Genomic DNA, 14,167 nt, shown 5'->3' on the forward strand with positions numbered 1-14,167 from the left:
CCGATCACGTAATTCTCAGACGGAGCCTCACAATCGATCCCGCAGCGCTTCACAGCGCGACAAAATCGGTGAGCTCAAAAAGAGAAACACGACGATCGGCACTAGTCTCTCACTTGCCAGGGCATGAAGCCCCAGCCGCAAGGACAAACGCCGTCCGCGTCTCCCTTCCTCAAATCCAACAATGTCAAAGACCGGTCGATCAGGCCCAAAAGCCCACCCACCAGAGACAGACAGCCGATCGCCCGGCGTTCCCGCCGGCCAACCCCGCCGATCTGTCAGAAGATGCCTCAGCGCCCGGGCCACTTCCGCGGCCGGCGCCGATGAGCGGTGTATACGCAGATGGTTCCCGGCCGTCAACAGGGTTGTTCCGGGGTGGAGCCGATTTTCTTGGACTCCGGTGACGACAGGGGTGTGACGGCCGATTCGGTTTCGACCCTCGATTGCGTCTCCCCGCCCCCGAACGCGACTCAGGCGTCGAGGGTCAGGACCATCCCGTCATAGGCGGGCACCACCCCCGCCGGCAGGCGCTCGGTCAAGGCGGCGTAGTCGAGATCGGTGTGGAGGTTGGTCAGCACCGCCCGGCGGGGCTTCGTCTCGGCGATCAGCGCCAGGGCGTCCGAGACCGAGAAATGCGTCGGGTGCGGCGTATCCCGCAGGGCGTCGATGATCAGGAGATCGAGGCCGTGGAGCCGCGCCCGGCTCGCCGCCGGGATCAGGCTGACATCGGGCATGTAGGCGGCGCTGCCGAACCGGAATCCTAGGGCCGCCTCGGTGCCGTGCTCCACGGGGAGCGATTCGACCGGGATCGGGCCGCCCGGCCCGTCGAGGGTCAGTGCGGGGGGCAGGTCGCGCAGGTCGAGGATCGGCGGATAGGCGCTGCCGGGCGGCGTCTCGAAGCAGTAGCCGAACCGGGTCGTCAGCAGCGACCGGGTGAGCGTGTCAGCATAGACCGGGATGCGCGCCCGCATGGTGATCACCAGGGGCCGCAGGTCGTCGATGCCGTGGGTGTGGTCGGCATGGGCGTGGGTGTAGAGCACGGCGTCGAGGCGCTGGACATCCGCATCGAGGAGCTGCTCGCGCAGGTCCGGCGAGGTGTCGACCAGCACCGTGGTCCGCCCTCCCCCGGAGACGCGCTCGACCAGGATCGAGCAGCGGCGACGCCGGTTGCGCGGATCCTCCGGGTTGCACGCGCCCCAGCCGCTGGCGACCCGCGGCACCCCGCCGGAGGAGCCGCAGCCGAGGATGCGCAGGGTCAGGCTTGCCGGCGCATCCACCGAAACCGTCACGCTGCCTCCGCGGGTTTGGCCTTGTCGAACAGGGCGAAAAAATTCGCCGTGGTGATCCGGGCGAAATCCTCGGCGGAGAGTCCCAGGGTCTCGGCCAGCGACCGGGCGGTGTCGGCCGTATAGGCCGGCTCGTTGGTCCGTCCGCGATGCGGCTCGGGGGCGAGGAACGGCGCGTCGGTCTCCACCAGGATCCGGTCGCGGGGCACGCGCCGGGCGATGTCGCGCAGCGCGTGCGAGCGCCGGAAGGTGACGATGCCGGAGAACGAGATCGACAGCCCGAGCTCGACCCCCACCTCGGCGAGGCGCTGGCCCGACGAGAAGCAGTGCAGCACCGCCCGGAACGGTTTTTTGCCCATCTCGTCGGTGAGCACCCGCTCCATGTGGTCGTCGGCATCCCGGGCGTGGATGACCAGGGGCAGGCCGGACAGGCGCGCCGCCTCGATATGGGCGCGCAGCACCCGCTCCTGCACGGCCTCGGGGGCGCCGTCGGGATAGTGGTAGTCGAGCCCGGCCTCGCCGATCCCGACGCAGCGGGGATGCGCCTTCGCGATCCCCGCGATCGTCTCGGCGGGCACGTCCGGCTCCTCGGCGGCCCCGTCCGGATGGGTGCCGATGGTGAACCAGATCTCGGGATGGGCCTCGGCGATGGCCCGGTAGGTCTCGGCCCGGGCGACCCGGGTCGAGATGGTCAGCATCCCGGTGACGCCCGCATCCCGGGCGCGGGCGATCACCCCCGGCAGGTCGGCGGCGAAGTCCGGGAAATCCAGATGGCAGTGGCTGTCGATCAGCATCGTGTCTCGGAGCGCTGTCAGGCGGCCGGCGTTTCGGGTCGCTCGAACCGCGGGAAGACCGGGGCCGGGGCGGGCAAGGCGGTGCCCGGCACCAGGCGACCGCCCTCCCCCATATCGGCGAGCGTGCGCCGGTCCGGCGGAACGGCGAGCAGGTCCAGGAGCCTGGACGCCGCCGTGGGCACGAAGGGCTGGACCAGGATGCCGAAGGCCCGCAGGGCTTCCAGCGTCGTGTAGAGCACGGCGTTCATCCGGGCCGGATCGGACTTGCGCAGCTTCCACGGCTCCTGGCCGGCGAAGTAGCGGTTGGCCTCGGCCACCACCGCCCAGATCTCGGCCAGGACGCTGTGGAGCGCGAGCTCGCCCATCAGCCCGCGCACCGTCTCCGGCAGCGCGTCGGCCAGCGCCAGGAGGGCGCGGTCGGCCTCGTCCAAGGAAGCCGGCAAGGCACCGGGATCCGGCACCGCGGCGTCGCAATTCTTGGCGACCATCGAGAGCGAGCGCTGGGCGAGGTTGCCGAGGTCGTTGGCGAGGTCGGCGTTGATCCGGCCGATGATCGCCTCGTGGCTGTAGCTGCCGTCACCGCCGAACGGCACCTCGCGCAGCACGAAGTAGCGCACCGGGTCGACCCCGTAGGTGTCGGCGAGCTCGAACGGGTCGAGCACGTTGCCGAGCGACTTCGACATCTTCTCGCCCTTGGAGAGCAGGAAGCCGTGGCCGAAGACGCGCTTGGGCAGGGGCAGCCCGGCCGACATCAGGAAGGCCGGCCAGTAGACCGCGTGGAAGCGGACGATGTCCTTGCCGATCACGTGCAGGTCCATCGGCCAGAATTTCGCCCGGGGATCGGCCTCGTCCGGGAAGCCGGTGACCGTCAGGTAATTGGTCAGGGCGTCGACCCAGACATACATGACGTGGCCGGGATGGCCGGGCACCGGCACGCCCCAGTCGAAATTGGTGCGGCTGACCGAGAGGTCCTTGAGGCCCGAGCGCACGAAGCTCGCCACCTCGTTCCTCCGGGTCTCCGGGCCGATGAAGTCCGGCTGGTCCTCGTAGAGCTTCAGCAGCCTGTCCTGATAGGCGGACAATCTGAAGAGAAAATTCTCCTCCTCCATCCACACGACGGGCGTGTCGGTGGCGAGGCTGCGGCGGCTGCCATCCTCGAGCAGGCGGGTCTCGGCCGCGTCGTAATAGGCCTCGTCGCGCACCGAGTACCAGCCGGCATACTTGTCCAGGTAGATGTCGCCTTTGGCCTCCATCCGCCGCCAGATCTCCTGCGCGGCGGCGTAATGGCCGGGCTCGGTGGTGCGGATGAAGCGATCGTAGGCGCAATCCATCCGGTCGGCCATCGCCTGGAACCGGGCGGCGGTGCCGTCCACGAAGGCGCGCGGGCTGGTGTTGGCGCGGGTCGCCGCCTGCTGGATCTTGAGGCCGTGCTCGTCCGTGCCGGTGGAGAACAGCACGTCGTAGCCGTCGAGCCGGTGGAAGCGGGCGATGGCGTCGGCGGCGATCACCTCGTAGGCGTGGCCGATATGCGGCGCGCCGTTGGGGTAGGAGATCGCGGTCGAGAGGCCGAAGGTCTTCTTGGAGTGCGCCGGGGCGTTGGACGTCACGTCTGTGGTGTTCCGGATGATCGCGAGAGGCTGCCCGCGTTGTCGCGCGGCAGCGGCGGGGACGCAACCGCCGGGATCGGCTCCCGGCGCGGTCCGGCACCGCCGGCGGGGATGGCGGGCCCGTCAACGCGGGCGGAGCGGGCTTAAAACTTTGGCAACCCTATCGAGATGACAAGAATCCGGCATTCTCTCTTGTGGAGCCGGCCCGTCGTGAGTTTTGCGCTCGACATCGTCAGAAACATCGTCGCGCATCGCAGCGCCGAGATCCCGGATCCGATCATCGACCGCTGGGTGTTCGGCGACCGGGTTCCGAGCCCGCTCCCGGCGGCGCACGCCCTCGAGGCGGTCGCCCGGCTGATCGAGAATCAGGCCGAGTACGACCATGTCGGGAGCCTGCTCGACGCGCGCTCCCGCAAGCTCCTGGGCGACGTCATCACCTACCGCGCCCTCGGACCGGTCCGCTACGCGCTGCCGATGAGCACGCCGGACTACATGGACCTCTACGCCAAGGCTGCGACCTGTCGCATCGGGCCGAGCGAGCAGGTGTTCCCGCCGTTCCTGTTCGAGACCTTCGCGGTGGAGGACCAGGGCCACAGGCTGGAGCTCGGCGCGTGGCTCGGCAACATCGTCGCGACCTTCCTGGTCCGGCAATACTACCTGGACGGGCCGCGCCGGATCCAGCCGGAAGCCGGCGACGTCGTGATCGATGCCGGCGGATGCTTCGGCGACACGGCGCTCGCCTTCGCAGCCAGCGTCGGCCAGACCGGGCGCGTCTTCTCCTTCGACCCGCTGCCGGCGCATCAGGCAGTCATGCGCGCGAATTTCGACCGCAATCCGCAACTCGCCGAGCGGATCGCGCTGGTCCCGCACGCGCTCAGCCACGCGGCCGGCGAGACCGTCCGGTTCGCCGCCAAGGGCGCCGGCTCCTTCATGCATGCCCAGGGCGAGATCGAGGCCCGGACCGACACGATCGACCAGCTCGTCGAGCGGCAGGGGCTCGACCGGGTCGATTTCATCAAGATGGATATCGAGGGCGCGGAGCGGTCGGCGCTGATCGGGGCCCGGGCCACGATCGCGCGGCACAAGCCGAAGCTCGCGATCTCGGGCTACCATTCCGAGGACGACCTGATCATCATCCCGATGCTGATCAAGCGCCTGAACCCGGACTACGAGATCCATATCGGGCACCACACCAACTTCGAGTGGGAGACGGTGGTCTACGCCGCCTGAGGCGCGCCGCCCTACGGCGCCTCGGCGAGGTCGCCGAACAGGGACAGGATCACCGGGCGCCGGTCGAGATTGTAGATCGCGGCCTCCCGGGCGGCGCGGCCGAACCGCTCGGCCACCTCCACCAGGGCGGCGAGACGCGCCGGCGGTTCGTCCCGGCGCCGGTCGAGCTCGGCCGAGACGAAGCGCAGGACCGCGTCCTGGGCGGCCTCGAACCGGGCCTCGGCGTCGCGCCCGGCCAGGGTCTCGGCGAGCTTGAGCACCCGGCCCCAATCGGGCGTCTGCGCCCGGGCCAGCAGGGTCTCGACCTCCGCGACGAGGCCGGCTGTCACCGGATCGAGCATCGCCAGCGCCCGGGCGACCGAGCCCTCGCACTGGGCGACCGCCCGGGCCAGGGCGGCCTCGTCGGGCTGCGGGAACGGCTCGGGCAGGCCGCGCACCACCTGGGCCACCGCCTCGGGCGCGAGGGGGCGCAGCATCAGCACCCGGCAGCGGGAGCGGATCGTCGGCAGCAGGCGCCCGGGCTGGTGGGCCAGGATCAGGAACAGGGCGCGGGGCGGCGGCTCCTCCAGCACCTTGAGCAGGGCGTTGGCGGCGTTGGCGTTCAAATCCTCGGCGCTGTCGAGGATGCAGACCCGCCAGCCGGAATCGGTGGCCGTCGAGGCGAACAGGTCCAGCGCCCGGCGGACCATGTCGACCGAGATCTTGGTCGGCAGCGCCTTGGCGCCGGCGGTGCGGTGGCGGCGCAGGGCCACGAGGTTCGGATGCGACAGGCCCGCGACCTTGCCGGCGACGGGGTTCTCGTCCGGCACATCGAGCCCGGCCGGCCCGCCGCCCTCGGGATAGGCGAGCAGGCGGCGGGCGACCCGGTAGGCGAGGGTCGCCTTGCCGATGCCAGCGGCGCCGCCGATCAGCCAGGCATGATGCAGGCGCCCCGCCGCGATCCCGGCCGCGAAGGCGTCGGCCGCAGCCTCGTGGCCGACCAGCGCCCGGGTCTCCCGCGGGCGCGGGATGCCGGGAAGGTCGCCGGGCTCGACATCGTCGGCGGCGCGGTCTGCCAGTCTCATGCGGCCTGTCTCATCGCGCGAAGGCCCGACCACCCGGCAAGGAGCGGCAAGCGCTTTGAAGTCCTCGATGCGCGCGGTTTACACAGACGGGACGGCGGCGCCCACCGCCCCGGGTCCGAATAACGCCGGCCTCGCACGGTGGGCCCCGCCAACCCGCTCCGCGAAGGCCGCACGGGGCCGGGAGCGCGGAGAATCTTTTTCTCTCCTCGGCAGTCTCCAGAACAGCAGACGGCGCGTGGAGCCTGCACCTGCGCCTCGCCGTCCACCCGCTGAACTGGGGTCGGCGACACCCTGACGGGTGAAGGCCAGGGATCGGCGGCAGCCGCCACCGATCCCCCGCTAGAAGATCGACCCGTCGAGACGCCCCGTAAACCCGGGTCCGGCCCCTCAGGCGGCGCCCCGGCTTCCCTTCAGCGGCAGCAGGCCCGGCAGGCGGGACGCCACGGTGGCGCGGATCGCGGATTCCACCGAATCCGGGTCGCGCGCGGCGTCGATCACCGCGCAGCGCTGCGGCTCGGCCCGGGCGATCGCCAGGAAGGCCTCGCGCAGCCGCGTGTGGAAGGCGAGGGATTCGGCCTCGAACCGGTCGGCCCCCTGCCCCGTCCCGGCGCCGCGCCCGGCCGCGCGGGCGAGCCCGTCCTCGGGCGGCAGGTCGAGGATCAGGGTCAGGTCGGGCCGGGTCGGTCCGACCACGACCCGCTCCAGGGCGGCGATCACCGCCGGGTCGAGCCCGCCCGCGGCGCCCTGGTAGGCCCGGGTCGAGTCGATGAAGCGGTCGCACAGCACGATCTCGCCCCGGCGCAGGGCCGGGCGGATCAGCCGGTCGAGATGATCGATCCGGGCCGCGCTGAACAGCAGCGCCTCCGCGAAGGGGCCGTAGGGCTTGGCGACGCCGCCGAGCAGGGCCGCGCGGATCTCCTCGGCCCGGGGCGAGCCGCCGGGCTCGCGGGTCACGCAGACCGCCCGCCCCGAGCGGGCCCGCAGGGTCGCGGCCAGGCGGGCGACCTGGGTCGACTTGCCGGCGCCCTCGCCGCCCTCGAAGGTGATGAAGGCTCCCTGCGCGCTCTCTTCGGCGTCTGGCACGATCACGGGCGCCCAATCACGTCGGATCGGCCGCCCGGTCGCCGGATTTCGCGTCCTTCTTGCCGACCCGGTCGAAGGCCTTGCGGACGAGGCCGGTGCCGAATTCGAGCGCCGCATCCATCGCCCGCTGCGACAGGGTGCCGGGCTCCACCGTGGCGCCGGCATAGAGCGGCTGGTCGAGGGCGACCGTGTCGCCGCGCTGGATCCGCAGGGTGCCGACCTGCCGGCCCTCCTCCACGGGGGCGATGAGCGGCCCGGTATAGACCGCCTTGGCGCTGACCCGGTCGCTGGAGCCGCGGGGCAGCAGCACCCGCACCGGCTTCTTCGAGACCAGGGGCACCGAGCCGGCCTCGCCGCCGAACACCGAGGCCTCGGCCACGGTCTCGCCCGCCGCGAAGATCTGCCGGGGCTCGAAGGCGCGGAAGCCCCATTCCATCAGCTTGCGCGCCTCGGCGGCCCGGTCCCGGGCGGTCTTGAGGCCGGAGATCACCAGCACCAGGCGCTGGCCGTTCTGCACCGCCGAGCCGGTCAGGGCGTAGCCGGATTCCTCCAGGTAGCCGGTCTTGAGCCCGTCGGCGCCGATATCGAGCGCCAGCAGCGGGTTGCGGTTCTGCTGGCGGATCTTGTTCCAGGTGAACTCCTTCTCGGAGAAGATTTTGTACAGGTCCGGGTAGGTGTCGATCAGGTGGATCGCGAGCTTGGCCATGTCCCGGGCCGTGACCTTCTGGTCCGGCGCCGAGTAGCCGGTGGCGTTGCGGAAGGTCGAGTTCGTCAGCCCGATCTCCTTGGCGCGCTGGTTCATCAGCCCGGCGAAGGCCTCCTCGGTGCCGGCCATGTTCTCCGCGATGGTGATCGCGGCGTCGTTGCCCGACTGGACGATCAGCCCGCGCAGCAGGTCCGACATCTTGATGCGGCTGTTGACCTGCGCGAACATCGACGAGCCGCCGCCCCCGGCCCCGCCCCGCTTCCAGGCGTCCTCGGTGACGGTGAACTCCGTGTCCATCGAGACGCGGCCGGATTTCAGCGCCTCGAACACGATGTCGGTGGTCATCAGCTTGGCCATGCTGGCCGGGGAGAACCGCTCGTCGGCGGCCTTCTCGAACAGCACCGAGCCGGAATCGGCGTCGATCAGGATCGCGTGCGGGGCCGCGGTCTGGAAGCTCTGGGCGGCCGCGGCGGCGAGGCCCGCCCCCAGCGCGCAGGCGGCCGCGACAAGGGTGAGAAGGGTCCTGCGCATCACCGTTCCGTCCCGCGCCTGCCGTCCGATCGGAGGGACTCCAACCGTATCCGGATAACAAGCGTGACCATATTACGGTTTCGACGCGGGATCGAACGCGAAATGCCGCATTGCGGGACCGGGGCGCGCCGGAGGGCGCCTCAGTAGATCCCGGCCAGGCGCGCATGCCCGGCACCGCCCGCCCCCGGCTTGGCCGGGCCGCCGGCTTTCGCCTGGGCCGGCGCCTTGGCGGCGGTGGCGACCTTGGCGGGCACCGCGACCTGGGCGGGCGCCGCACCCTTGGTGGAGGCCGCCGGCTTGGCGGGGATCGCGGCCGGGCCCCTGGCCGGCGCCGCCGCGGAGGCGAGATGCGCCAGGGCGGATTTTGACGCGGGCGGCAGCGCCGCGGGCGCCGCCGCGGCGACCTTCACCGGAGCGCCGGCCCGGCCCGGGCCGGGGGCGGTCCGGAGGGCGGCGATCTTCGACGCCGCGCCGTGGCCGCCCGCCTGCGGCGAGGCCTGGTTGGAGGCCGGATTGAGCCCGGCGACCTTCAGGCCCGCGCCCTTCGTCTCGGCGGCCTTGTTGTCGGCGACCTGGATCGGCGCCGGCCGGAAATCCCGGACCTTCTGGGCGGTCGGCTGGACGGCCGCCGGCACCCGCATGGCGGCCGAGGCCATCATGATCGGGGCGCGCACCGGGGCCGGCCGCTCCTGCCGCGGCGCCGGGGCCTCGTCCGACTGCGCGCGCTCGGGGGCGGGCTTGAACGCCAGCGGCTCGGGGGCCGAGCGGGCGTAGCGCTCCGGCTCCTCGGTGGGGCCGAGATCGGCCATCATCACGGTGGAGCGGCCGGCCGGCTGCCCGTCGGTGCGCAGGCTGGCGAGCAGCTTGCGGTCGTCGCTGCCGGCGACCGAGGCCCGGCCGGCATATTCGACCCGCACCCGCGCGGTGCCGCGGCGGTGGAAGCCCAGGGCCTCGGCCGCCTCCTCGGAGACGTCCATGACGCGGCCGGCATGATAGGGGCCGCGGTCGTTGACCCGCACGATCATCGAGGAGCCGTTGTCGAGGTTGGTCACCCTCGCGTAGCTCGGCAGCGGCAGGGTCGGGTGGGCGGCGGCGATCGAGTGGCGGTCGAACACCTCGCCGTTGGCGGTCATGCGCCCGTGGAAGGCCGAGCCGTACCAGGAGGCCAGGCCCTCCCGCACGTAGCCGCGCGGATCCTCCTTGGGCACGTAGGTCTGGCCCGCCACCACGTAGGGCTTGCCGGTGTAGCGGCGCCCGCCGCCCTTCGGGATCACGTCGCCCTCGTTGTAGAGGCGCGGGCTCGCCTTGACCCCGTATTTCGGGTCGATGCCGTTGCCGGAGGCGAGCTTCTGCTGCTGGGGATTGGTGGCGCAGTTGGCCGTGGCCAGGGCCACGCCCGAGACGGCCAGGAGCCGCAGGGCGAGGCGCGCAGGCCGGGGAAGGGTCGTGCGCACCATATCGGGGATCACCAAACTCTACGCGGGACCATGGCCGGGGGACGGACCGGCACCGGCCGCGCCTCTGGGCTCAGCCGGTCCACCGAGAATTGTATCGGTCGCGTAAAGGAAGCCTGAACGACGCCTGCGGTCGTGGTTCAGAAGATGCCGCCGGGCCGCTCCCGAGCCTCGCGTGGGACATCAGGAATTGCCGGCAGGTGGCTGCTGGAACGACGTTTCTCGTTCTCGGCGGTGAAGGCCCGGGCGCATTCGTCGCGCGGGCGAATGCCGAAGGGTCGGTCCGGAAGCGGGGGACGGATCGCGGATGTCCGAGGCGGCCACGGCATCCGCCCCGTCGTCCCGACGAACGCTTCGAGCACCCTGCGCGGGCGCAGGGCCACGCCCGGGTTCAGCGCGGCGGGGTGTCGGTCAGCTGCGCGATGGAGCGGGCGCCGCGCTGCTTGAACAGCAGGTCGAGGCCCTCCAGCATCAGGGCGTGCATCTTGGTCCGCTCGGCATAGGCGAGGTCGCGAAGCTGGTCGTAGACCGGCGGCTCCAGGTAGACCGACATCTGCCGGGCGCGCTGCTTCAGCGTCGCGGCCGGCTTCGCCGGCGGGGGCGCCAGCGCCAGGGTCACGATCTCGGCGCCCTGCGGCCGGGCCGCGTGCCGGTCCGGCGGGTTCGCCGAGGCGACGATCGCCGCGAGGCTGAGCTTAGGCGGCTTGGACATGCTGGCCCGTCTTCAGAGACTGCGTGCGGCGCTCGATCCACGACCAGAGGCGGCGGACCTCCCCGGCGGCCTGGCCCTTGGGATTGAACTCGGTGACGCCCTGGCCGAGGCCGATCGCGTCCTGGTGGTCGGTGCGGGCGACGATGTTCACGTCGGGCAGGATGCCGAGCACGGCGAGCCCGTCGGCCGCGTCCCGGACCCGGTAGGAGCGGGGCGGGGTCTGGTTCAGCACGAAGGCGAACTTCTTCTCCAGCCGGTAGACCGCGGCCAGCGTCGGCTTGAACGCCCGCAGGTCGGCCGGGGTCGGCCGGCACGGGATGATGCACAGGTCGGCCGCGCGGATCGCCGAGAGCGTGCCGGTGGAATCGACCCCCGGCGTGTCGATGAACACGTAATCGTAGGCCGAATCACGCAGGCGCTCCATCACGGCGTCGATCTGCGTCGCGTCGATCTGGGCGACCTCGGGGCCGTCGGCGGTGCGGTGGTCGAGCCAGTCCGAGATCGTGGCCTGGCGGTCCATCTCGAGGATGCAGACCGTGTGGCCCGCCTCCCGGGCGGCCACCGCCAGGGAGATGCACAGCGTGCTCTTGCCGCTGCCGCCCTTCTGCGTGACGAAGGTGATCGCTTTCATCCTGGGCGTCCTCCAGAAGGCCCCGCGCATCCGCCGGGGTGCGGGCAACCACGATTGCCGCGCCCGCGCCGGGCAACCTCAGGTGCCTGATCACGGGCTGCCGCGATCCTGTGACCCAAGGATGTCGTGCGGCACGTTGCGTCCGCTATGGTTAACGACCCGTTAAAAGCCGTCGCCGCCGCCGGGCCGCCGGATCCCGCGCGTAACTGGTCCGCCCCGCACAACCTAAACTTCAAGTTAACATTTGTGTCGACCGAGACCCGAACGGTCTTTTCAGTCGTTGGTGGATACCGTAGCCTCACGGTCGCCGGCGCCGGTACCTCGATGGATTTAATAACCTCAGGTTTCGTTGTGTTCGACAGTCCGGCGAGGAATGGTATGTCCGAAGCCCCGATCTCCCAATCCGTCCTCGACGCCTCCGGCGTGGTCGGGACCTGGGTCCACGATCACTGGGCCGATCGTCTGGCGCTCTCGGCCTCCCTGGCGGGGCTGCTCGGCCTCGACCCGGAGGCGGCCGCGAGCGGCGTGTCGCTCGCGGTGTTCCTGGACCGCACCCATCCGGAGGATCGGATCCGGATCGAGAGCTACCTGCACGCGGTCTCGGAGACCGGCGGCACCCTGGAGGCGGAGTTCCGCACCCGCGACACCCGCAAGGGCGTGCGGACCCTGCTGATGCGCGGCCGGATCGACCGCGATCCCACGGGCCGGACCCTGCAGGGCCGCGGCATCGCCATCGACCGGACCGAGACGCAGACCGCCAACCTCCTGCAGAGCGAGCGGGTCGTGAACCGGATGGCCGAGCACGTCATCGCCCTGCGCGACCTCGCCCAGGCCCTGCAGCGGCCGGTGCTGGTCGAGCGGATCGAGCACCTGATGATCGAGATCGGCTTCGAGCTCGCCCGCTTCCTGCCGGAGCCCGAGGACGAGCCACGCCACTGAGCCCGCCGGTGCGCGATTGATCGCGGCCGCGCCCGCAAGCTACGGTCCCGGAAAGACTTGACCGGGAGGACGCCCATGGCGCGCGACACGATCTACGACCGCGATCTCGACCGTGTGCCGGCCAACCACCAGCCGCTCACCCCCCTGCTCTATCTCGAGCGGGCGGCTCAGGTGTTTCCCGATCAGGTCGCCGTGATCCACGGGGGCCTGCGGCGCACCTACCGGGAGCTCTACGCCCGGTCCCGGCGCCTGGCCTCGGCGCTGGCGCGGCGCGGGCTCGGCCGCGGCGACACCGTGGCGGCCCTGCTCGCCAACACCCCCGAGATGATCGAGTGCCATTACGGCGTGCCGATGACCGGGGCGGTGCTCAATACCCTCAACACCCGCCTCGACGCCGCCGCGATCCGCTTCTGCCTCCAGCACGGCGAGGCCAAGGTGCTGATCACCGACCGGGAATTCGCCAGGACCGCCGCGGCGGCGCTGGAGGGGCTGGAGCCGAAGCCCTTCGTGATCGACGTCGACGACCCGGATTATGACGGGCCGGGGGCGCGGCTCGGGGAGACCGCGTACGAGGCCTTCCTGGCGCAGGGCGACCCGGCGCACGATTGGGCGCTGCCCGGCGACGAGTGGGACGCGATCACCCTGAACTACACGTCGGGCACGACCGGCGACCCGAAGGGCGTGGTCTACCACCACCGGGGGGCGGCGCTGCTGGCGCTCGGCAACGTCATCACCGGCGCGCTCGGGCAGCACCCGGTCTATCTCTGGACCCTGCCGATGTTCCACTGCAACGGCTGGTGCTTCCCCTGGACCCTGTCGATCGTGGCCGGCACCCATGTCTGCCTGCGCCAGGTCCGCGCGGAGGCGATGTACCGGCTGATGGCCGAGCACGGGGTCACGCATCTCTGCGGCGCGCCGATCGTGATGCAGATGCTGATCAACGCCCCCGATGCCGAGCGCCGGGACCTGCCCCGGCGGGTGGCGTTCTTCACCGCCGCGGCGCCCCCGCCCGAGGCGGTGCTGGCCGGGATGTCGGAGGCCGGGTTCGACGTGACCCACCTGTACGGCCTGACCGAGAGCTACGGCCCGGCGGTGGTCAATGCCTGGAACGCCGACTGGGACGCCCTGGCGGCGGACCAGCGGGCGGCCAAGAAGGCCCGCCAGGGGGTGCGCTACCCGGTTCTGGAGGCGCTGGACGTGCGCGACCCGGACACGATGGCGCCGGTGCCGGCCGACGGCACGACGATCGGCGAGGTGATGATGCGCGGCAACGTCGTGATGCGCGGCTACCTCAAGAACCCGAAGGCCACGCAGGCCGCGTTCCGGGGCGGCTGGTTCCGCACCGGCGACCTCGGGGTGAGGCACCCGGACGGCTACATCCAGCTCAAGGACCGCTCGAAGGACATCATCATCTCAGGGGGCGAGAACATCTCGTCGATCGAGGTGGAGGATGCCCTGTTCAAGCACCCGGCGGTGTCGGCCGCCGCGGTGGTGGCCAAGCCGGACGCGAAATGGGGCGAGACGCCCTGCGCCTTCGTCGAGCTGAAGCCGGGCGCCTCGCCCAGCGCCGACGAGCTGATCCAATGGTGCCGCGGCCGGCTGGCGGCCTATAAGCTGCCCCGCCACGTGATCTTCGGCGAGTTGCCGAAGACCTCCACGGGCAAGGTTCAGAAGTTCATCCTGCGCGAGCGGGCCCGCCAGGATGGGACCTGACGCGGAGCCGGTCAGGCCTGCGGGGGCTGCCGGCGCTCGGCGCGGACCGGCACGCGCACGGCCTTGGCGGCGCGCAGGTCGGAGGCGATCTGGGCGATGAAGGCCTGGATCGACACGAGGCTGAACAGGCTGATCGAAGCCACCAGGGCGGCGGAAACCAGGATCTTGGCGGTAGCGGGGTCCACGGCGTGACGTCCTTGACGTAGGTCTCGCCGCGGGCTGCCCGGGCGAGGGGCGCCGTCGAGGGCGCCCGCGATGAACCGAAGGTGGGCGTGCGGCCGCGGTTTCACCAGCGTCGCCGTGATGGGCCTGGCATGCGTGTGGGTTCGGGCTCTCGCGGAGCCGTTCCTGCGTCAACCGGAGGTGCTGGCCCAATGCTCCGTTTCCCGCAATAAGCCGGCCCGGTGCGGGGCGCGCACC

General features: G+C 71.4%; 13 protein-coding genes. 3 read left to right on the forward strand and 10 right to left on the reverse strand.

Annotation, left to right across the window (positions count from 1 at the left end):
• Positions 1 to 467 precede the first annotated feature (467 nt).
• The 3 genes from WYO_RS12800 to metG are packed head-to-tail and all read right to left on the reverse strand — an operon-like array spanning position 468 to position 3,684.
• Positions 468 to 1,286, reverse strand: a complete 819-nt coding sequence (locus WYO_RS12800) for an MBL fold metallo-hydrolase (RefSeq protein WP_007562987.1) — start codon at positions 1,284 to 1,286, stop codon at positions 468 to 470.
• A complete protein-coding gene (locus WYO_RS12805; protein WP_007562989.1) occupies positions 1,283 to 2,077 on the reverse strand; it encodes a TatD family hydrolase in 795 nt (264 codons plus the stop codon). The genes WYO_RS12800 and WYO_RS12805 overlap by 4 nt, the downstream gene beginning before the upstream one ends.
• A gap of 17 nt (positions 2,078 to 2,094) precedes the next feature.
• Positions 2,095 to 3,684 carry a methionine--tRNA ligase gene (metG, locus tag WYO_RS12810; RefSeq protein WP_007562991.1) on the reverse strand — a complete coding sequence of 530 codons (1,590 nt, stop codon included), beginning with the start codon at positions 3,682 to 3,684 and terminating at the stop codon, positions 2,095 to 2,097.
• A gap of 210 nt (positions 3,685 to 3,894) precedes the next feature.
• Between metG and WYO_RS12815 the strand changes: the two genes are divergently transcribed.
• The gene (locus WYO_RS12815) at positions 3,895 to 4,914 is read left to right on the forward strand and encodes an FkbM family methyltransferase (RefSeq protein WP_007562993.1); all 1,020 of its coding nucleotides are present in this window, start codon (positions 3,895 to 3,897) and stop codon (positions 4,912 to 4,914) included.
• An 11-nt stretch (positions 4,915 to 4,925) separates the two neighbouring features.
• Here WYO_RS12815 and WYO_RS12820 read toward each other — a convergent pair whose 3' ends face one another.
• From WYO_RS12820 to WYO_RS12845, 6 genes are all read right to left on the reverse strand, one after another.
• Positions 4,926 to 5,978, reverse strand: a complete 1,053-nt coding sequence (locus WYO_RS12820; RefSeq protein ID WP_007562995.1) for a DNA polymerase III subunit delta' — start codon at positions 5,976 to 5,978, stop codon at positions 4,926 to 4,928.
• Positions 5,979 to 6,365: 387 nt separating this feature from the next.
• Positions 6,366 to 7,067, reverse strand: a complete 702-nt coding sequence (gene tmk / locus WYO_RS12825) for a dTMP kinase (RefSeq protein WP_007562997.1) — start codon at positions 7,065 to 7,067, stop codon at positions 6,366 to 6,368.
• A 10-nt stretch (positions 7,068 to 7,077) separates the two neighbouring features.
• Positions 7,078 to 8,298, reverse strand: coding sequence for a D-alanyl-D-alanine carboxypeptidase family protein (locus WYO_RS12830; protein WP_007562999.1), 1,221 nt, complete (start codon positions 8,296 to 8,298; stop codon positions 7,078 to 7,080).
• Positions 8,299 to 8,438: 140 nt separating this feature from the next.
• A complete protein-coding gene (locus WYO_RS12835; protein WP_007563001.1) occupies positions 8,439 to 9,755 on the reverse strand; it encodes a septal ring lytic transglycosylase RlpA family protein in 1,317 nt (438 codons plus the stop codon).
• Positions 9,756 to 10,143: 388 nt separating this feature from the next.
• On the reverse strand, positions 10,144 to 10,464 hold the full coding sequence (locus WYO_RS12840; RefSeq protein ID WP_007563003.1) for a ribbon-helix-helix domain-containing protein: 321 nt from the start codon (positions 10,462 to 10,464) through the stop codon (positions 10,144 to 10,146).
• On the reverse strand, positions 10,448 to 11,095 hold the full coding sequence (locus WYO_RS12845; protein ID WP_007563006.1) for a ParA family protein: 648 nt from the start codon (positions 11,093 to 11,095) through the stop codon (positions 10,448 to 10,450). The genes WYO_RS12840 and WYO_RS12845 overlap by 17 nt, the downstream gene beginning before the upstream one ends.
• Positions 11,096 to 11,473: 378 nt before the next feature.
• On the opposite strand from WYO_RS12845, the gene WYO_RS12850 reads away from it, so the two are divergent.
• Positions 11,474 to 12,034, forward strand: coding sequence for a PAS domain-containing protein (locus WYO_RS12850; protein WP_007563008.1), 561 nt, complete (start codon positions 11,474 to 11,476; stop codon positions 12,032 to 12,034).
• Between the two features lie 75 nt (positions 12,035 to 12,109).
• Positions 12,110 to 13,747 (forward strand): acyl-CoA synthetase, encoded by a 1,638-nt coding sequence (locus tag WYO_RS12855; RefSeq protein WP_007563010.1) that lies wholly within the window; start codon positions 12,110 to 12,112, stop codon positions 13,745 to 13,747.
• A gap of 11 nt (positions 13,748 to 13,758) precedes the next feature.
• Here WYO_RS12855 and WYO_RS31550 read toward each other — a convergent pair whose 3' ends face one another.
• On the reverse strand, positions 13,759 to 13,932 hold the full coding sequence (locus tag WYO_RS31550) for a hypothetical protein (RefSeq protein ID WP_007563012.1): 174 nt from the start codon (positions 13,930 to 13,932) through the stop codon (positions 13,759 to 13,761).
• Positions 13,933 to 14,167: the final 235 nt, after the last annotated feature.

It is taken from the genome of Methylobacterium sp. GXF4 (assembly GCF_000272495.1).
GTDB classification, from domain to species: Bacteria; Pseudomonadota; Alphaproteobacteria; order Rhizobiales; family Beijerinckiaceae; genus Methylobacterium; species Methylobacterium brachiatum.